The following is an 18558-nucleotide window of genomic DNA, read 5'->3' as shown; positions in this document are numbered from 1 at the left end:
GCGAGAAGCCAGGCGCGCACGGACGCGGAGAAGCACGCGGCGGGCTGACAAGGCCGAACACCATGGAACCCCCACCCCCTACGGCCCCGTCTCCCACGACGGAACCACCGGGAGGCCCCATGGAACGGCGTACATTCCTCGCAGCCGGCACGGCAGGCATAGCCGCGGCCGCAACCCCCTTCACCACCGCGTGCACGAAGTCGGACACGGACGCCGGGGCCAGAGCCACCGCCAGGACCGCGGCCACCGGCACGAAGTCGAACGTCACCGCCGCGAACTGGTCCGCCCTCGCCCGCGACCTCGACGGCGCCCTCGTCCGACCCGGCGACTCCGCCTGGACCACGGCCCGGCAGCTCTACAACACCCGCTTCGACAGCCTCAAGCCCGCCGCGGTCGCCTACGTGGACCACCCGGACGACATCCGCACGGCCCTGGCCTACGCCCGCGCCCACTCCTTGCGCGTGGCGATCCGCAACGGCGGCCACTCCTACGCCGGCTGGTCCTCCGGTGACGGCCGCCTGATCGTCGACGTCTCCAAGCTCAACCGCGTACGGGCCTCGGGCAGCACCGCCGTGGTCGGCGCCGGCGCCAAACTCATCGACGTCTACCGCGCCCTGGCCGCGAAGGGCGTCACGATCCCCGCCGGCTCCTGCCCCACGGTCGGCGTCTCCGGCCTCACCCTCGGCGGCGGACACGGCGTGGTCTCCCGCGCGTACGGCCTGACCTGCGACAGCCTCACCCAGGCCACGCTGATCACCGCGGACGGCAAGCAGCTCACCGCCAACGCCCGCGAGAACAAGGACCTCTTCTGGGCCCTGCGCGGAGCGGGCAACGGCAACTTCGGCGTCGTGACGGAACTGCGTTTCAAGACCCACCCGGCACCGCAGGGCGTCTCGGCGTATCTGTCCTGGCCCTCGACGAAGGCCGCAGCGGTCGTGAAGGCCTGGCAGGAGTGGGGCCCGTCACAGCCCGACGAGATCTGGTCGTCCCTCCACCTGGCGAGCGCCGCCGGCGGCAGGCCGACCGTCTCCGTCGCGGCCTTCTCCCTCGGCACCTACGGCGAACTGAAGAACGCCGTCGACCGCCTGGCCGACCGCGTCGGCGCCCCGGCGAGCAGCGTCTCCCTGAAGCGACGTTCCTACGAGGAGTCGATGGAGGTGTACGCCGGCTGCTCCTCGTTCCCGACGGACGCGCAGTGCCATCTGCCCGGCTCGACTCCGGGCCGTTCCCCGAAGGGCGCGCTGGGCCGCGAGACGTACGCCGCCGCATCGGACTTCTTCGACCGCTCCCTCTCCGCGGCCGGCATCCGCACGCTGCTGGCCCAGATCGGCTCGGTACGCGGCGGCACGGGCAGCATCGCCCTCACGGCCCTCGGCGGAGCGGTCAACCGCGTCTCCCCCACCTCGACGGCCTTCGTCCACCGCCGCTCGCGCATGCTCGCCCAGTACATCGCCGCCTGGCGCCCGGGCACGACGGGCACCACGGCCCGCGACTGGCTGGCCTCGGCCCACAAGTCCATGCGCCCCCACGCCTCGGGCGCGGCCTACCAGAACTACACGGACCCGACCCTGACGAACTGGCGCAAGGCGTATTACGGAGACGCGGCCGCCCGCTTGAAGAAAGTGAAGAACGAGTACGACCCGACCCGCTTCTTCACGTACCCGCAGGCGCTGTAGGTAGGACTGAACTGCGGGCAATCGTGCCGCTAAGGGCGGCACGGGTGGGCGCAGCGACGCCGGTCACTACGCAGCAAGGTCCCGCTCAGAAGCCGACTCCCGCCGAGCCCCGGGAATCACCGCACCTTCCCCGTCAACACCGTTACGCCCACGAGCCCGCACCAGCCACCCCACCCGAGGCGACCGCTCCACAGCCCGCACCACCGGCGTCAGCAACGCCATGGCCACCGGCGACAACAGCAACGCCACAGCCGTACCCAGCGCGAACCCGCCCACGACATCCGTCGGATAGTGCACACCCATGTAGACGCGGATGAACCCCCCGAACACCGCCAGCACCAACGCGACGAGCCCGAACCGCCGGTTCGCGACGAACAGCCCCACCGCCATCGCCATGACGATCGTCGCGTGGTCACTCACGAACGAGTAGTCGGTCTTGCCGGAGACCAGCACCTCAAGCCCCTGATGGTCGAGGAACGGCCGAGGCCGCTCCACGAACCCCCGTATCGGGACGTTCACCAGGACGGCGATCCCCGCCGCCAGCGGCGCCCAGACCAGCGCCGCGACAGAGGACGCCGCGTCCTCGTCCCCTCGGCGCCGCACGGTCCACCAGCACCAGACCACGAGCAGGACGATGGCGAGCAGCAGCCCGTATTCGCCCACGTACTCCATGACCCGGTCGAACCACCCCGGCGCGTCCTTGGCCAGGCCATTGATGTCGTACAGCAGGTCGACGTCAGGGTTCGACCCGGATTCGGCGAGTCCAGCCATGGTGCTGCGGGCCCCTTCGTCGTCTCTCCCGGCGCACCTGTGCGTACGCCGCTCCTGCCACCCCCGTGGTTGTAGATCCGCTTCCGCACTGACGTCCGCTCGGCTACGTCATCAGGAACGCATGGTCCCCGTTGATACGTTCCACACTCCACCGAATGATCACGCAGACGTTATCGAAGAGAGATACGTCTTCGCAGCTCAGGGGGTGGGTTCACGCTCGGCTCACACCGTCGTGGGCAGTGCTTTCGCGCCATCTTCGGTGACTCGGGTGGCGCCGAAGTAGTCAGGAGTGTCGATCGGGTCGAAACGGATGACAGCCCCCGTACGCGGCGCGTCGATCATGTACCCGCCTCCGACATAAATACCGACATGCCGGATGGCCCGTGAATTGGTGGGGTCGTCCGAGAAGAACACGAGGTCGCCGGGGAGCAGTTCGTCCCGGCTCGGGTGCGGTCCCGCGTTGTACTGGTCGTTGGCGACGCGCGGGAGCTTGATGCCCACGGTCTCGTAGGCGGCCTGGGTCAGCCCCGAGCAGTCGAAGCGTCCGCCCTGCTCAGCGGTACCGGTGCCGCCCCACAGATAGGGCGTGCCGAGCTTCTTCTGCGCGTACTCGATCGCGCCGGCGGCCTGCTCGGAGGGGTCGACCCGACCGACGGGCGCCGCGAAGCTCTCCGAGAGCGTCGTGATCCGCTTCACGTAGTTCCGGGTCTCGCTGTACGGCGGCACGCCCCCGTACTTGATCACCGCGTACGCCCCGGCGTTGTAAGCGGCCAGCATGTTTTCAGTCAGATTCCCGCCGACCTTCTTCACGTACGAGGCGAGTTCGCAGTCGTACGACGCGGCGGAGGGAATCGCGTCCTTCGGGTCCCATACGTCCCGGTCCCCGTCCTTGTCCCCGTCGATGCCGTGCGAGGCCCAGGTGCCGGGGATGAACTGCGCTATCCCCTGCGCGGCGGCATGGCTCTGCGCCCTCGGGTTGAACCCGCTCTCCTGGTAGAGCTGAGCGGCGAGCAGGGCCGGGCTGATGGCGGGGCAGAGGTTGCCCCACTTCTGCACCAGGTCCGAGTACGCGGCGGGCACCGCCCCCTTGGCCAACGCCTTCGCCCCACCGCCCACGCCATTGGCCAGGTTCCCGGCGACGATGTACACCCCGACGACCAGCAGCATCACGAAGGCCAGGGCGGAGCTGATCGCAACACTCGCCACGATCCATGCCTTACGCACCGTCAACCGCCCCTCACCGCACGCGAGTCCGTCGCCTGGCCAGTGTAGAGGGGGCCGCCGCACTCAGGAATGATCACAAAGAGGAGAGTCGGGGGCGGAACGAAGAACCGGCCACGCGCACGCGCGGCACGCCGGAAGCACGCTCAACGGCACCGGCGCACGGGGGTCGTCACGGGATCGGACGGGCTCCCCCCTCTTACGCCGGTTCCCCCACGGTCAGCGGGAACAGCGTGCCCGTCAGCTCCTCCGACACCCGCCACAGCCGGCGTGCCGTCTGGGGGTCGCTGGCCGCACGGGAGCGGCCGACCAGGGTCGGGGCGCCGCGCATCTCGCCGAGGCCGTCGGGGCCGACGTAGCTCGCGCCGGGCAGATCCTGGGTGGCGGCATAGAGGGTGGGGAGTGCGCCGGCCCGGTCGTCCTGCGCGAAGAACCGGTTGCCGAGGCGCATGAAGGCGCGCGCCGCCGGGTTGGCCGCGTGGCTCTGGAGGTTGGTGGCCGCGTAACCGGGGTGGGCGGCCAGGGCGCGGACGGGGGAGCCCGACTCCTCCAGCCGGCGCTGGAGTTCCAGGGTGAACAGGAGGTTGGCCAGCTTGGACTGGGCGTAGGCGCGCTGCGGGGTGTAGCCCGTCGTCAGATCCAGGTCGTCGAAGCCGATCCGCGCGCCGCCCCAGCGGTGGGCGCCCGAGGAGACCGTGACGACGCGGTCGGTGATGTGCGGGAGCAGCAGGTTGGTCAGGGCGAAGTGACCGAGATGGTTCGTGCCGAACTGCATCTCGAAGCCGTCCTTGGTGTGCTGCCTGGGGAGCATCATCACGCCGGCGTTGTTGATCAGCGTGTGCAGCGGCTCCCGCCAGGCCTCGGCGAACTCCCGTACGGAGGAGAGATCCGCCAGGTCAAGGCGCCGCACCTCGGTGCTGCCGCGCACGGTCGCCGCTGCGGCCCGCCCCCGCTCCGGGTCCCGTACGGCGAGGACGACATGCGCCCCCGCCCGGGCCAGCGCGTCGGTCGCGGTGAGACCGATGCCGCTGTTGGCGCCGGTGACGACGACGGTCCGGCCGGTGAGATCGGGCAGACGGCGCGCGTCCGATGCCTCATTGCTCTTCGTCTTCTTCTCAGCCATACCTCGAATGTAGGCGCCGACAACAATGCTGTCAATGACAACAATGATGGCGGTATCAACATCGGGATACGATGGTGCCCATGCCCGAGAGCCGCCCCTACCACCACGGAGACCTGCGCTCCACCCTGCTCGCAGGCGCCGAGCGCACCCTGCGGGAGAAGGGGGCCGGCGCGCTCTCCCTGCGCGAACTGGCCCGCGAGGCCGGCGTCAGCCATGCCGCCCCCGGCCGCCACTTCAAGGACAAGCAGGCCCTGCTCAACGCCCTGGCGCTCGCCGGGTACGACCGGCTGGGCCAGGCCCTGGACGGCGCCGACGACGCCACCCTCCCGCTGGAGCGGCGGCTCACCGCCCTCGCCCGGAGCTATCTCGCCTTCGCGATCGACAACGCCGAGCTGCTGGAGCTCATGTACGCCCGCAAGCACGAGCCGGACGCCTCGGAGCAGATGGCCGCGGCCGTCGACCGGACGGTGGGCTCCCTGGAGCGGGTCATCGCCGACGCCCAGGAGCGCGGCGAGATCATCGCCGGCGACCCGCAGCACCTCACCCTGCTGACCGGCGCCACCCTCCAGGGCATCGCCTCCTTCGCGGCGGGCGGCATGCTCGCCCCCGAGGCGGCCCTCGACGGCATCGAGGAGCTCGTCCACCTCCTCCTGCACGGCCTCAAGCCCCGCTGATCCCGGGCCCCTTGGTCAAGCCGCGCCCATCCCCCGGCCATCGAGCCGCCATCGACCGGCAAGCCCGGCCTCCCCTTCAGCACGACCCGACCGCCGAGTCGGACCTCGCCACGTACCGCTCGCACTACGGCCTGCCCGCAGATGGCGCCGCACCGGCTCCGCCGTCACCGCCACCGCCGCGCTCCTGCTGCTGGGCCGGCGAGATCTCCCTCGACCTCGACATGGCGAGCGCGATCTGCCCGAACTGCCACATCACGCTCGTCGAGGCCAAGTCCGCCTCCATGACCAACCTGGGCACCGCCGTCAACGAGGCCGTCGCCCTGGGCGCCAAGTACGTCTCCAACAGCTACGGCGGCGGCGAGTCCTCCTACTTCAACCACCCGGGCGGCGCCATCACCGTCAGCGCGGGCGACGCGGGCTACGGCGCCGAGTGCCCGGCGGCCTCCAAATACGTGACGGCCGTCGGCGGCACCAAGCTCACCTCCTCCTCCACCACCCGCGGCTGGACCGAGAGCCTCTGGAGGACCAGCAGCACCGAAGGCACCGGCTCCGGCTGAACGACGTCACCGGCGGCTCCAACGGAAGCTGCACCACCAGCTACCTCTGCACCGCCCGGACGGGCTACGACGGACCGACCGGCTGGGGCACTCCCGAGGGACTCGGCGCCTTCACCGGCTGACCCCTCCCATCCCGTGACAGAACGTCACCGGCGAACGGGCCGCGGCATCCCAGCCGCGGCCCGTTCCTCGCATTCGGTAGCCTTCACCCGGAGAACACGGGCGCGACCACTCACCCGACCGACCGTCAAAAACGGTCCATAAAGGTGACGCAGGACGTAAAAAGGAACAACGACGGAACCTCACGACAGGTTTCGCTCAGGCCTCATTGCCCGTCGTGACCTGCCGTGATACACAGAGTGACCATACGATCCTTCGCGCACCGTCCGTCGCCTCCTTCAGGGGCCGGCGCGGAACGGTGGCAAGGTATTCGTACGAAACCTGCCAATCAATGACGCCAAGTCGACATCCGACAGCGTCATTGTCGGCGAGAATGAGGCCTGACCTCTGCACGACCGCAGAGGGTGCGGAACTACCCAACAGGGGCGGTGACTTACATGCTCTTTGCGGCCGACAAGGGAGACATCAACACGATCATCGGCGGGATCGCTCCGGACTGGGGCCCCTTCGGCAGCCTGGGCAACGAGGCCAAGGTGATGATCGAGGTCGTGATGGCGGTCGCCATCCTGCTCTGCCTCGGCATCGCCATCTGGGGCGCGGCGAAGCAGCGCATCGGTGCGACGGCCCTCCGGGACACCTTCAGCGCCGAGCAGGGCAAGGGCCTCATCGTGGCCGGCCTCACCGGAGTCTTCATCATCGGCTCCCTCGGCACGCTGTTCACCATCGTGTACGGCATGGCCGTGTAGCCCGGGCACCGTCCGCCCGGCCGGGCACGCCCGGCTCCCTCTCCATCCCACCCGCCCGTCGTGCCCACCGGCTGAGGTTGCGTTTCCCTGATGTCGAGTCACCACACCGCGCCCGCGCGGGAACCAGCACGGCTACCGTCGTACGAGGAGTATGAGAAGTACGACCGGTACCAAGTGTTTCCGCACGACGTCGAGGGGGCGGACGCGGCATGAGTCTCGGTGACGAGCGCGAGGCCTCCGGCGGCTACGGCGGCACGGGCCAGACCCGAACCCGCCTGCCCGACACCGACCCCGACGCCTACGGCACCCCCCGCCGCACCCCCCGCTCCTCGCCCCGCAGCCTGGTCACGGTGGTCGGCGTAGTGGTCCTCCTCCTCGCAGCCATCGCCTTCGCGAACCGCGGCGGCGACGATGCCGACAAGACCGACTCGACGGGCAACAAACCGGAGACGGCGGCCACGGCACCCTCGGGAGAGAAGCCGGTGGAGTCGAAGACGGGCGAGATCCCCACGGGCTACCCCCAGAGCGAGCAGGGCGCCCAGTCCGCGGCCACCAACTACGGCATCGCCCTCGGGTCGGCCGACATGTTCGACGCCGGGAAGCGGCGCGCGATCGTCAACACCGTGTACCCATCCGACGTCGCCGCCACCCAGATGCCCGCCTTCGACCAGGTGTACTCGAAGGAGAGCTTCCTCGAGAAGATCGGCCTGACGAAGGACGGCACAGCGCCGAGCGGTCAGACCTTCATCTCGCGCGTCATCCCGGTAGGCACCAAGGTCACGGCCTTCAACCACGGCACCGCCACGGTCGCCCTCTGGTACACCTCCCTCTTCGGCCTGTCGGGCGAGGCGTCCAAGAACCCCGTGACCGAGAGCTGGTACACGACGACCTACGAGTTGAAGTGGGTCGACGGCGACTGGAAGGTCACCGACTCCACCCAGAGCGACGGCCCGGTCCCGGTCGGGCGCGACCAAAGAGCCTCCACCGCAGAAGACATGACCAAGGCTGTCGAGGAGTACGGAGGGTTCACCTATGCCCGCTAGGCACCACGTACTCAAGCTGGCCGCCGCGGTCACAGCGGTGCAGACGGCCGCGGTCCTGCTGGCCACCCGTGCCGTCGCCGCGCCCACTCCCTCACCGTCGCCGAGCAACAACGCCTGCGACCTCCTGAGGGGCGAGGCCAGAGAGATCTGCGAAGGCGACACCGGCAGCGGCGGTGGCGGCGGAGGCGGTTCCTCCCGCCTCGACCCCACCTCCACCCTCGACCCCCTCTCCTCCCTCGCCAAGGGCTGCGCCGAAGCCGCCTCCTGGACCGTCGACAAGCTCAGCGAAGCCGTGAAGGAGACGGCCAACGTCGACTTCACCAACCCCAAGTTCCTCCAGCAGTACGCCGTCGTCTTCGCCGCCTCGACGGTCCTCACGCTCCTGCTCTGGCTCCTGGCCGTCGCCAAGCGCGCGGTGCGCGGCGTCCCCCTCGCCACCGCCATCGGCGAAGCCATCGGCTTCCTCTGGCTGACCGTCCTGGCCTCCGCCTTCACCCCCCTGATCCTCTACACCGTCGTATCGGCCACGGACGGCATCACCGAGGTCCTCGCGAAAGGCACCGGCGACCAGACCGACGCCTTCTTCGGCACGTTCTCCGAGGCCCTCAAGAAGGGCGAGGACATCGGCGGCGGCCCGATCATGCTGATCGTCGTCTCCCTGGTCAGCATCCTCGCCGCCGGCGTCCTCTGGCTGGAGCTCGTCATCCGCGCCGCCCTGCTCTACGTCGGCGCCCTCCTCGGCACCGTCGTCTACGCCGGCCTCGTCGACAAGAACCTCTGGGGCCACGTCCGCCGCTGGGCGGGCATCATGATCGCGGTGATCCTGATCAAGCCCGTCATCGTCATCGTGCTCGGCCTCGCCGGCGCGCTCTCGGCCGACGACGGCCCGGACGCCTTCTCCGCCGTCGTCTCCGGCCTCGCCATCATCCTGCTCGCCATCTTCGCCAGCGCGATGATCTACCGCTTCGTCCCCGGCTTCGGCGACGAGATCGCCGGCTCCCGCAACAACCGCCTCATGCAGGGCGCCGAAGGCAAGGCGGCAGCAGTGATCAGCTCCCCCGCGACCCTGGTCGCGCAGGGCATCAAGACCCACAGCTCCCGCGCGGACAACCAGGGCGGCTCAGGCGGCCAGTCCTCCGCCGCCCGCCCGAGCAACCCCGCCTCCGGAGGAGTCGCCGCGCACAGCTCGCGCCCCTCGAACGGCGGCGGCGGATCTGTCCCCTCCGCCGCACCCGCACCCCGTTCGAGCAGCCCCGTCAACACTCCCCACGCCAGCAACACCCGCAACAGCAGCAGCAACCGCACGGGAGGTGAAGGGCGTTGACGACCGAGTCCCACGTGTCCCATCCGGTCACGCCCCGCCGTACATATCTGATCGGCCGCGCCCGGCCGAACGCGATCATCGGCCGCAACCGCGAGACCGGCGAGATCGCCCTGATCGTCGTGGGCGCGTTCCTCGGCATGATGTCCGGACTCCTCGTCCCCCTGCTGCCCCTGCGCATCGCGCTGCTGGCCGGGTTCCCGATGCTGGCGCTGGCCGCGGTGTACGTGCCGTTCAAGCACCGCACGTTCTACAAGTGGTTCGAGATCAACCGCAGCTTCAAGCGGACCCTCAAGCAGGGCACCACCTACCGCTCGAGCGCCGTCGAGGCCGGCACCCGGCTCGACGGCCGCGAGGTCGAGGTCGGCCCGCCCCCGGGCATCGGCCGCGTCACCTGGCTGGCCGCCCCCTTCGGCCCCGACGAGATCGCCGTACTGCTGCACGCCGACCGCAAGACCGTCACCGCCGCCATCGAGATCGAGGGCCCCGGCGTCGGCCTGCGCGACTCCGAGGACCAGGAAGCCCTGGTCGACCGCTTCGGCACCCTGCTCAAGCACGTGGCCAACGGCGACGGCTTCGTCACCCGCCTGCAGATGCTCGCCCGCACCCTCCCCGCCGACCCGGACGCGCACGCCAAGGACGTCTCCGTCCGCGGCGACGAGAAGGCACCGCCGTGGCTGCAGCAGTCGTACGACCAGCTCCAGTCGATGGTGTCGACCAGCAGTGAGCAGCACCGCGCCTATCTCGTCGCCTGCATGCACTACACGCGCGACCTCGCCGCCGAGGCGGGCGCCATGGCCCGCGCGGCCCGCAGCCACGGCGGCAAGGTCGACCGGGACGCCGGACTCGCCGTCGTCATGGCCCGCGAGCTGACCGACATCTGCTCGCGTCTGCAGGAGGCCGACATCCGCGTACGGCAGCCGCTCGGTCAGGGGCGGCTGTCCTCACTGGTCCACTCCATGTACGACCCGGACCACCCGATCGACCACATCCAGGCGATGTCCAAGCGCAATGCCTGGCCGGCCGAGCTGGACGCCATGGAGCCCACGTATCTCCAGGCCAAGACCCGGGAGTCCAGCACCCGCGCCCCCTGGTGCCACGCCACCGCCTGGGTGAAGGAGTGGCCGATGACGCCCGTCGGCGTCAACTTCCTCGCCCCGCTCCTCGTCCACACCCCGGACGTCATCCGCACGGTCGCCGTCACGATGGACCTCGAACCCACCGAGGTCGCCATCGAGCGCATGCTCACCGAGAAGACCAACGACGAGGCCGAGGCGTCCCGCGCCGCCAAGATGAACCGCACCCTCGACCCGCGCGACGTCGCCGCGAACTCCCGGCTCGACCAGCGCGGCGAGGACCTCGCCAGCGGCGCGGCCGGCGTCAATCTCGTCGGCTACATCACCGTCTCCTCCCGCTCCCCCGACGCCCTCGCCCGCGACAAGCGGACGATAAGGGCCTCGGCAGGAAAGTCGTACCTGAAGCTGGAATGGTGCGACCGCGAGCACCACCGCGCCTTCGTGAACACCCTTCCCTTCGCCACCGGCATTCGGAGGTAGGACCTGATGCGGGACCCGCTGTCCGTCCTCACCGACGCCTTCACGTCCTTCCTCTTCGGAAAGGTCGAGACGACCAGGCTCCCGGTGCGCACGTCCACGGGCCAGGCCCAGGCGGTCTACCTCCCGACCGCCGCCCCCGGCCTCGGCGACTCCGGCGTCATCATCGGCCGCGAGGTGTACTCCGGAAAGGGCTACATCTACGACCCCTTCCAGCTCTACGGCCAGCAGCTCCCCGCCCCCCACTGGCTGGTCCTCGGCGAGTCCGGCAACGGCAAGTCGGCGCTGGAGAAGACGTACGTCCTGCGCCAGCTCCGCTTCCGCGACCGCCAGGTCGTCGTCCTGGACGCCCAGGGCGAGGACGGCGTGGGTGAATGGAACCTCATCGCCCAGGAGCTGGGTATAACCCCCATCCGCCTGGACCCCATGGCCGCCCTGGACATGGGCATCCGCCTCAACCCCCTCGACCCCGCGATCACGACGACGGGCCAGCTCGCGCTGCTCCGCACGATCATCGAGGTCGCGATGGGCCACGGCCTGGACGAACGCTCCGGCTTCGCCCTGAAGGTCGCGCACGCCTACGTCAACGAGACCATCGTCGAACGCCAGCCGGTCCTCACCGACATCGTCGAGCAGCTCCGCCACCCCGAGCCGGAGTCCGCGGAGGCGATGAACGTCGCCATAGACGACGTACGCGCCTGGGGCCTGGACGTCGCGCTGGTCCTGGACCGCCTGGTCGACGGTGACCTCCGAGGCATGTTCGACGGCCCGACGACGGTCGGCATCGACCTCGACGCGCCCCTCATCGTCTTCGACCTGTCCCACATCGACCGCAACTCCATCGCCATGCCCATCCTCATGGCGATCGTCGGCGTATGGCTGGAGCACACCTGGATCCGCCCCGACCGGAAGAAGCGCATCTTCCTGGTCGAGGAGGCCTGGCACATCATCAACAGCCCCTTCGTGGCCCAGCTGTTCCAGCGCCTGCTGAAGTTCGGCCGGCGCCTCGGCCTGTCCTTCGTCGCGGTCGTCCACCACCTTTCGGACGTCGTCGACGGCGCGGCGGCGAGAGAGGCGGCGGCCATCCTGAAGATGGCGTCGACAAGGACGATCTACGCCCAGAAGGCGGACGAGGCACGCGCGACGGGCAGAGTGCTGGGCCTCCCCCGCTGGGCGGTCGAGATCATCCCGACCCTCACCCCCGGCATCGCCGTCTGGGACGTCAACGGCAACGTCCAGGTCGTCAAACACCTGATCACGGAGACCGAACGCCCGCTGGTCTTCACCGACCGCGCGATGACCGAGTCCTCCGCCGACCTCGCGGACGACGAAGCCCTGCGCGCCGCCGAACTGGAGGCGGAGGAACGGGCCGCGGCCTTCGTGGAACACCACCTGGGCGACTCCGAATCGACGGTGGCGTAGAGGGAGAACGCGTGAGACCGGACGACCGCCGCACCCAGCGGGACAGCCAGGGAGGCATCCCCGACGGCCTGCTGATCGGCATACTCGCGTTCCTCCTCGGCATGACCCTGCTGGTGTGGACGGCCACCGGCCTCGCCGCCCTGTTCGCCCACGGCTCCTGGCCGTCCGGCGTCACCTTCACCCGCACGCCCCTCGCCATGCGCGCCCTCGTCGCCCAGCCCCACGACATCCCCGCCGCCTGGCCGGACACACCCCCCGGCGAACTCTCGGGCTACGGCCTGTTCTGGGGCTTGTTCATCGGCCAGCTGATGATCCTGGTCGTCCTGACGGTCTTCGTGATGGGCACGCTGGCCCGCTGGAGAGCGGTCCGGGCGAGACGCCGGGAGGAGAGCGCGACGGCTGCGGGACGAGGTCCGGCGGACGCGGCGTACGAGGCACACACACCACCGCGGCACGAGACCCGGGGAGCGGCCCACGAGCCCACATCTCCGACGGTGCGGCACGAGGCGCCGGGAGCGGTGCGGAAGGATTTCCCGACTGCGGCGCAGGGGCAGGCATCCGCGGCGGTGCAGCACGAGTTCCCGACAGGGGCGCCGGGCCAGACATCCGCGTGGGTGCAGCACGAGTTCCCGGCAGCCGCGCAGCACGAGACCCCGGCAGCGGCACACGAGCGGACCTCCCCAGCCGTGCAGCACGAGTTCCCGGCAGCCGCGCAGGGGCACGCACCCCCGACCGCGCAGCACGAGTTCCCGACACCGGCCCAGGACCACGGACCCGCCTCGACACCGCACGAGGTCCCGACCCCCCGCCGCTCGCCCTCAGACCCCACCGGCCCCACCAGCCCCCTGGCTCCGACGGCGGACCCTCCCACCACCCCCGCGACCCCGGCATCCCTGTTCGCCCAGGAACGGGTGGGCAGGTGGGAGAAAATCCTCGTAGCCCCAAGGGAATCCCGCCAGACCACCGCCACCCAGGCGATCCGCGACGCCGCAGGCCCAGCCCTGGTCGTCACATCGAACCCCACCCTCTGGCAGAACACCAAGGACGCCAGAGCCAAACTGGGCCCCACCCACCTCTACGACCCCACCCACCTCTGCGACACCCCGTCCCGCCTCCACTGGTCCCCCACCACCGGCTGCGAGGACAAGGCAACGGCAACCCGACGAGCCACCGCCCTCCTCACCCCCGTACGCCCCACCTCCAAACTCGACCAAGCCCTCAGCGACACAGCCGAGATACTCCTGCGGAGCTACCTGCACGCCGCAGCCATCGACGGCCGCACCATCCGCCACGTCCACCGCTGGTCCCAGGGCACGCAGATCCAGGACGCCGTACGCATCCTCCGTACGAATCCCAAGGCCGCCCCCGGCGCGGCAGGCGAACTCGAAGGCACTCTCACCGCGCACCCCGAACGCCGGGACATGGCCCAGCAGTTGACCACCCGAGCCCTCGCGGCCCTCTCCACGGTCAACATCCGCGAGGCCTGCACTCCCAACCGAAGTGATGCCCTCGCCTTGGATTCCTTCGTCCACGAAGGGGGCACGCTTTATGTGGTGGGGGAATCCATCGAGGACCCCAGGACCCAGCCGGGCGCGATGCCCCTCCTGACGGCCCTCGTCTCCAGCGTGGTCGAGCGCGGCCGGCACATGGCCGAACGGTCATCCTCCGGTCGCCTCGACCCACCAATGACGCTCGTCCTGGACGACGTCGCGGCCGTGGCTCCGCTTCCCCAGCTGCCGGAGCTCCTGGCCACCGGAGCGGACCGGGGCATGCCGACCCTGGCCCTGCTCCGGTCCCGCGAACAGGCCCGCGCCCGCTGGCCGCACGACGAGCTGCCCGTCTAGCCTCGCTCACTCCCGCTCGAGCACGAACTCCAACTCCCGCTCCCCCGCGTCCCCGAGCGGCACCGTCACCCCGCTCGGCACGAACCCCGCCCGCCGATAGAACCGCTGCGCCCGCCCGTTGTCCTCGTGCACGATGAGCCGCACCCGCTCGAGCCCCTGCGCCCACGACCACTCCAGGGCCGCGTCGAACAGCACCTCGGTCAGCCCGCTGCCGCGCTCCTCGGGCCGTACGAACACCGCGACGATGTGTCCCTGCTTGCGCTGCACCTCGAACCCGGCCCAGTCCGTCGTCCCGGGCTCCTCCACGAGCACGGTCAGCGTCCCCACCCACCGCCCGTCGGGCCCCTCGGCGATGATCTGCTGCACCGCGTCCGCCCCTTCGGAGCCCTGCGCGGTCCGCTCCTGCCAGAAGGAGTCCGGCTTGGCCGCGGCCTCCTCGTACGTCTCCAGGAAGGCGAGGTGCGCCACCGGGTCCCGCAGCGCCGCGAGCCGCAGCTCCTTCGCCGCGGGCCACTCATCAGCACGGACGGACCGGATCACATAGCTCATGCGGGCCACGGTAGTACCCGGGTACGACACCCCTCACCCCGATTCCCCCACCGGTCCGACGCCCGCCGCCCCCGCGCGCACGAGCATCGAAGCATGCTGACCGCACACGAACTGACCAAACGCTACGGCGACCGGACGGTCGTCACGGACCTGTCCTTCACCGTCCGCCCCGGCACCGTCACCGGCTTCCTCGGCCCGAACGGCGCCGGCAAGTCCACGACCATGCGGATGATCCTCGGCCTGGACGCCCCCACCCGCGGCCACGCCACCGTGGGCCAACGCTCCTACGCCGCCCATCCCGCGCCCCTCACCGAAGTCGGCGCCCTGCTGGAGGCCCGCTCGGTCCACCCCGGCCGCACCGCCTACCACCACCTGCGCGCCCTCGCCCACACCCACGGCATCCCCCGCGCACGCGTCGAACAGGTCCTCGCCCTCACCGGCCTCACGGACGTCGCCCACCGCCGCGTCAAGGGCTTCTCCCTCGGCATGGGCCAACGCCTCGGCATCGCCGCGGCCCTCCTGGGCGACCCGGCCACCGTCGTCCTCGACGAACCGGTCAACGGCCTCGACCCCGAGGGCGTCCTGTGGATCCGCACCCTCCTCAAGTCCCTCGCCGCCGAGGGCCGCACGGTGTTCGTCTCCTCCCACCTGATGAGCGAGATGGCCCTGACCGCCGAGCACCTGGTCATCATCGGCCGCGGCCGCCTCCTCGCCGACACCACGGTCACCGACTTCGTACGCGACTCCGGCGCGGGCACCACCAAGGTCGTCACCCCGGAGGCCGCCACCCTCGCCGGCCTCCTCACCGCCCCCGGCGTCGGCATCACCACCGACACCCCCGGCACCCTCCAGATCCGCGGCACGGACGCCGAACACATCGGCCGCACGGCAGCCGCCCACGGCATCCCGCTCTACGAACTCACCCCGAGCACCGCCTCCCTGGAGGAGGCCTTCATGGACCTCACCCGCGACGCGGTCGAGTACACGGCGACCCTGGAAGGAGCGGCAGCATGACCACGACGGCCCTACCCCACCGCGTGACCCCGGCCCGCGTCCTGCGCTCCGAGTGGCACAAGCTCTGGACCCTGCGCTCCACCTGGGTCACCCTCGCCGTGACCAGCGCCCTCACCGCCGCCATGGGCGCGGGCCTGGGCGCCGCCTACGACGGCGGCGGCGAGGGCGAGATGGACACGGTCCTCTTCGTCCTCCTCGGCACCCAGTTCGCCCAGATCAACCTCGGCGTCCTCGGCATCCTGGCCACCGCCGGCGAGTACTCCACGGGCCAGATCCGCGCCACGATGACGGCCGTCCCCCGCCGCCTGCCCGTGCTCTGGTCCAAGGCAGCCGTGCTGGCCGCGATCGCCTTCCCCCTCACCCTGGCGACGAACCTCCTCACCTTCCCCCTCGCCCAGTCCCTCCTCTCCGGCACCGACCAGTCCGCCGCCCTCGGCGACCCGGGCGTCCTGCGCGCCCTCACCGGCAACGCGGCCGGGCTCACCCTGCTCGCCGTCCTCGCCCTCGGCATCGGCGCCCTGCTCCGCTCGGTCCCGATGGCCATCGGCGCCTTCATCGGACTCGTCATGATCCTCCCGGAGATCCTGGCCATGCTTCCGTACGACTTCGTCGACGACGCCGTCCGCCACTTCCCCGGCAAGGCCCTCGAAGCCCTCACCACCGCCCAGCCCCTGCCCGGCGCGACCTCCCCGAGCACGGCCCTGCTGGCCATGTTCCTGTGGACTACGGCGACTCTGGCGCTTGCCGCTACGGTCCTGCGCCACCGAGACGTCTGACACGCGGCATCGGAACCCTCACGATGGACCCCGTGACGGAACACAGGGCGCCGGAGCCCCTCACCGACTACACCCACCGCCTCACCCGCAAGGTGCGCGCCTTCGACCGACGCCACCCGCTGCTGTGGGACCTGCACTTCACCGGCTTCTGGGTGACGGCGGCCCTGATCGACTACGGCGGCGGCTGGCGCCACAACGCGCACAACCTGGACGTCCCCGGCTGGCTGGTCCTCACCCTGAGCCTCGGCCTCTCGCTGCCCCTGCTCCGACGCCGCACCCACCCGGGCACCGTCCTGGCCGCGATGATGCCCTTCGCCCTCGTCAACGCCTGGACGGGCACCGCACTCCAAGCAGCCCTGCTCCAGCTGGTCGTGATCTACCACATCGCCCTGCGCCGCGCCCTGCGCGACCTGTGGTGGGCCACGGCACTGGTGATGGCCCCGGTCCTCGTCTCGGTCGTCCGCTACGGCGAGGGCACCTGGGACCAGCAGATCGGCTCCCAGCTGATGTCCATCACCGTGGCCGCCCTCATCGGCATCACGGTCCGCACCCGCCGCACCTACACCGAGGCCCTGGAGGACCGCGCCCGCCGCCTGGAGACCGAACGCGACCAGCAGGCACAACTCGCCACCGCCGCCGAACGCGCCCGCATCGCCCGCGAGATGCACGACATCATCGGCCACAACCTCTCCGTCATCACCGGCCTCGCCGACGGCGGCCGATACGCCGCCGCCAAGTCCCCCGAGCGCGCGGGCCAGGCCCTCGACGCCATCGCCACCACCAGCCGCCAGGCCCTGACCGAACTCCGCCGCCTCCTCGACGTCCTACGCGAGGAGGAGAAGAACCAGGCAGAACTGACCCCCCAACCCGGCCTCACCGACCTCGACCAACTCCTCGACGGCGTACGCTCCGCAGGCCTCCCCGTCCGCACCACCACCCACGGCACCCCCACACTCCCCCCGGGCCGCCAACTCACCGTCTACCGCGTCATCCAGGAAGCCCTCACCAACACCCTCAAACACGCCGGCCCCGGCGCCACCGCGGAGATAGAGCTGTCCTACGAGGAGAAAGCCGCCGTCACCGTCCAGATCACGGACACGGGCACCGCCCGCAGAACGGACGCCCCTCCCCGAGCCGGTCGAGGACTCCCCGGAATGCGCGAGCGAACGGCCCTCTACGACGGCACACTTGAGGCCGGCCCTCGCCCCCACCCGGAGCAGGGCTGGCACGTCCGTCTCCATCTCCCGGAGGAAACCCCGCAGTGACCACGGTCCTCATCGCCGACGACCAGCCCCTCCAGCGCTTCGGCTCCCGCATGCTCCTGGAGAGCCAGGACGACATGACGGTCGTCGGCGAGGCCGCGAACGGCAGCGAAGCGGTCCGCATGACGGCGGAGCTCCACCCCGACGTCGTCCTCATGGACATCCGCATGCCCGGCCTGGACGGCATCGAGGCGACCCGCCGCATCACCGCCGCCGGCGACCGCACCCGCATCCTGATCGTCACGACCTTCGACCTGGACGAATACGCCTACGCGGGCCTCCGCGCCGGCGCCTCCGGCTTCCTGGTCAAGGACGCCCAGCCCGAGGAACTCCTCTCCGGCATCCGCGCGGTGGCCACCGGCGACGCGGTCGTCGCCCCCAGCCTGACCCGCCGCCTCCTGGACGCCTACGTCCACCACCTGCCGACCGATTCCTCGACCGAGAACCTGCCCCAAGAGGACGCCCGCCTCGCCTCCCTCACCGACCGGGAACGGGAAATCCTCACGGTCATCGGCCAGGGCTGGACGAACACGGAGATAGCCACCCGCTTCCACCTGGCCGAGTCGACGGTGAAAACCCATGTGGGCCGCATCCTCGCGAAAACGGGCTCTCGAGACCGCATTCAGGCGGTCATCCTGGCGTACGACACGAAGCTGGTGGAGCCCTCGTAAACGACCCTGAAACGCAGAAAACCCCCGTATCCGAAGATACGGGGGTTTCCTTGAATGATTGTTCGGCGGCGTCCTACTCTCCCACAGGGTCCCCCCTGCAGTACCATCGGCGCTGAAAGGCTTAGCTTCCGGGTTCGGAATGTAACCGGGCGTTTCCCTAACGCTAAAACCACCGAAACACTATGAAACTGTAAACTGCCGCACCATACCGTGAC

At 70.4% G+C, this 18558-nt stretch carries 16 protein-coding genes, 1 rRNA gene and 1 pseudogene; 13 read left to right on the top strand and 5 right to left on the bottom strand.

The genetic code is table 11. The features are described from left to right. The first annotated feature begins 119 nt into the window (after positions 1–119). A complete protein-coding gene (locus tag NNW99_RS20165; protein WP_215120526.1) occupies positions 120–1676 on the top strand; it encodes an FAD-binding oxidoreductase in 1557 nt (518 codons plus the stop codon). Between the two features lie 66 nt (positions 1677–1742). Here the strand turns inward: NNW99_RS20165 and NNW99_RS20160 are convergent, their stop codons facing one another. The 3 genes from NNW99_RS20160 to NNW99_RS20150 all read right to left on the bottom strand — a co-directional run bounded on the left by NNW99_RS20160 (position 1743) and on the right by NNW99_RS20150 (position 4791). Then, on the bottom strand, positions 1743–2447 hold the full coding sequence (locus NNW99_RS20160; protein ID WP_215120525.1) for a phosphatase PAP2 family protein: 705 nt from the start codon (positions 2445–2447) through the stop codon (positions 1743–1745). Positions 2448–2669: 222 nt separating this feature from the next. Further along, a complete protein-coding gene (locus NNW99_RS20155) occupies positions 2670–3677 on the bottom strand; it encodes a bifunctional lytic transglycosylase/C40 family peptidase (RefSeq protein ID WP_251057868.1) in 1008 nt (335 codons plus the stop codon). A gap of 190 nt (positions 3678–3867) precedes the next feature. Beyond that, entirely contained in the window at positions 3868–4791 is a 924-nt protein-coding gene (locus tag NNW99_RS20150; protein ID WP_215120523.1) for an oxidoreductase, read from the bottom strand. Positions 4792–4862: 71 nt separating this feature from the next. Here NNW99_RS20150 and NNW99_RS20145 point away from each other — a divergent pair, with 71 nt between their 5' ends. The 8 genes and pseudogenes from NNW99_RS20145 (at position 4863) to NNW99_RS20110 (ending at position 14071) form a co-directional block, all read left to right on the top strand. After that, the gene (locus tag NNW99_RS20145; RefSeq protein ID WP_215120522.1) at positions 4863–5465 is read left to right on the top strand and encodes a TetR/AcrR family transcriptional regulator; all 603 of its coding nucleotides are present in this window, start codon (positions 4863–4865) and stop codon (positions 5463–5465) included. Positions 5466–5548: 83 nt separating this feature from the next. Continuing rightward, a pseudogene (locus NNW99_RS20140) lies at positions 5549–6144 on the top strand (peptidase S8); the annotation flags it as partial. Between the two features lie 435 nt (positions 6145–6579). Beyond that, positions 6580–6888 (top strand): hypothetical protein, encoded by a 309-nt coding sequence (locus NNW99_RS20135; protein ID WP_210876544.1) that lies wholly within the window; start codon positions 6580–6582, stop codon positions 6886–6888. 209 nt (positions 6889–7097) lie between these two features. Next, a complete protein-coding gene (locus NNW99_RS20130) occupies positions 7098–7931 on the top strand; it encodes a hypothetical protein (RefSeq protein ID WP_215120521.1) in 834 nt (277 codons plus the stop codon). Further along, a complete protein-coding gene (locus NNW99_RS20125) occupies positions 7921–9255 on the top strand; it encodes a hypothetical protein (protein WP_215120520.1) in 1335 nt (444 codons plus the stop codon). Before NNW99_RS20130 ends, NNW99_RS20125 begins: the two co-directional genes overlap by 11 nt. Beyond that, complete coding sequence (locus NNW99_RS20120) at positions 9252–10808, top strand: SCO6880 family protein (protein WP_215120519.1); 1557 nt, start codon at positions 9252–9254, stop codon at positions 10806–10808. The genes NNW99_RS20125 and NNW99_RS20120 overlap by 4 nt, the downstream gene beginning before the upstream one ends. A gap of 6 nt (positions 10809–10814) precedes the next feature. Next, the gene (locus NNW99_RS20115) at positions 10815–12227 is read left to right on the top strand and encodes an ATP-binding protein (RefSeq protein WP_215120518.1); all 1413 of its coding nucleotides are present in this window, start codon (positions 10815–10817) and stop codon (positions 12225–12227) included. Between the two features lie 11 nt (positions 12228–12238). Next, the gene (locus NNW99_RS20110; RefSeq protein ID WP_215120517.1) at positions 12239–14071 is read left to right on the top strand and encodes a type IV secretory system conjugative DNA transfer family protein; all 1833 of its coding nucleotides are present in this window, start codon (positions 12239–12241) and stop codon (positions 14069–14071) included. Positions 14072–14077: 6 nt separating this feature from the next. On the opposite strand, the gene NNW99_RS20105 is transcribed toward NNW99_RS20110, so the two are convergent. After that, positions 14078–14620: a GNAT family N-acetyltransferase gene (locus NNW99_RS20105; RefSeq protein WP_215120516.1), complete on the bottom strand. Its 543-nt coding sequence runs from the start codon at positions 14618–14620 to the stop codon at positions 14078–14080. A 93-nt stretch (positions 14621–14713) separates the two neighbouring features. On the opposite strand from NNW99_RS20105, the gene NNW99_RS20100 reads away from it, so the two are divergent. From NNW99_RS20100 to NNW99_RS20085, 4 genes are read left to right on the top strand one after another with little or no spacing between them, the layout of a single operon-like run. Then, the gene (locus tag NNW99_RS20100; RefSeq protein WP_215120515.1) at positions 14714–15634 is read left to right on the top strand and encodes an ATP-binding cassette domain-containing protein; all 921 of its coding nucleotides are present in this window, start codon (positions 14714–14716) and stop codon (positions 15632–15634) included. Then, a complete protein-coding gene (locus NNW99_RS20095) occupies positions 15631–16410 on the top strand; it encodes an ABC transporter permease (protein ID WP_215120514.1) in 780 nt (259 codons plus the stop codon). Before NNW99_RS20100 ends, NNW99_RS20095 begins: the two co-directional genes overlap by 4 nt. 23 nt (positions 16411–16433) lie before the next feature. Next, entirely contained in the window at positions 16434–17675 is a 1242-nt protein-coding gene (locus NNW99_RS20090; protein ID WP_215120513.1) for a sensor histidine kinase, read from the top strand. Then, entirely contained in the window at positions 17672–18343 is a 672-nt protein-coding gene (locus tag NNW99_RS20085) for a response regulator transcription factor (protein WP_215120512.1), read from the top strand. The genes NNW99_RS20090 and NNW99_RS20085 overlap by 4 nt, the downstream gene beginning before the upstream one ends. Before the next feature lie 60 nt (positions 18344–18403). On the opposite strand, the gene rrf is transcribed toward NNW99_RS20085, so the two are convergent. After that, a 5S ribosomal RNA gene (rrf, locus tag NNW99_RS20080) occupies positions 18404–18520 on the bottom strand. Positions 18521–18558: the final 38 nt, after the last annotated feature.

The sequence above is a fragment of the Streptomyces sp. CRCS-T-1 genome, assembly GCF_024442335.1.
Taxonomy (GTDB): Bacteria; Actinomycetota; Actinomycetes; order Streptomycetales; family Streptomycetaceae; genus Streptomyces; species Streptomyces koelreuteriae.
This window is presented reverse-complemented; position numbering and strand designations above follow the sequence as displayed.

Coding starts and splice junctions, on each gene's coding strand:
- NNW99_RS20115 (WP_215120518.1), top strand. CDS start 10,815: ATGCGGGACCCGCTGTCCGTCCTCACCGACGCCTTCACGTCCTTCCTC.
- NNW99_RS20130 (WP_215120521.1), top strand. CDS start 7,098: ATGAGTCTCGGTGACGAGCGCGAGGCCTCCGGCGGCTACGGCGGCACG.
- NNW99_RS20160 (WP_215120525.1), bottom strand. CDS start 2,447: ATGGCTGGACTCGCCGAATCCGGGTCGAACCCTGACGTCGACCTGCTG.
- NNW99_RS20095 (WP_215120514.1), top strand. CDS start 15,631: ATGACCACGACGGCCCTACCCCACCGCGTGACCCCGGCCCGCGTCCTG.
- NNW99_RS20090 (WP_215120513.1), top strand. CDS start 16,434: ATGGACCCCGTGACGGAACACAGGGCGCCGGAGCCCCTCACCGACTAC.
- NNW99_RS20145 (WP_215120522.1), top strand. CDS start 4,863: ATGGTGCCCATGCCCGAGAGCCGCCCCTACCACCACGGAGACCTGCGC.
- NNW99_RS20100 (WP_215120515.1), top strand. CDS start 14,714: ATGCTGACCGCACACGAACTGACCAAACGCTACGGCGACCGGACGGTC.
- NNW99_RS20135 (WP_210876544.1), top strand. CDS start 6,580: ATGCTCTTTGCGGCCGACAAGGGAGACATCAACACGATCATCGGCGGG.
- NNW99_RS20150 (WP_215120523.1), bottom strand. CDS start 4,791: ATGGCTGAGAAGAAGACGAAGAGCAATGAGGCATCGGACGCGCGCCGT.
- NNW99_RS20125 (WP_215120520.1), top strand. CDS start 7,921: ATGCCCGCTAGGCACCACGTACTCAAGCTGGCCGCCGCGGTCACAGCG.
- NNW99_RS20105 (WP_215120516.1), bottom strand. CDS start 14,620: ATGAGCTATGTGATCCGGTCCGTCCGTGCTGATGAGTGGCCCGCGGCG.
- NNW99_RS20165 (WP_215120526.1), top strand. CDS start 120: ATGGAACGGCGTACATTCCTCGCAGCCGGCACGGCAGGCATAGCCGCG.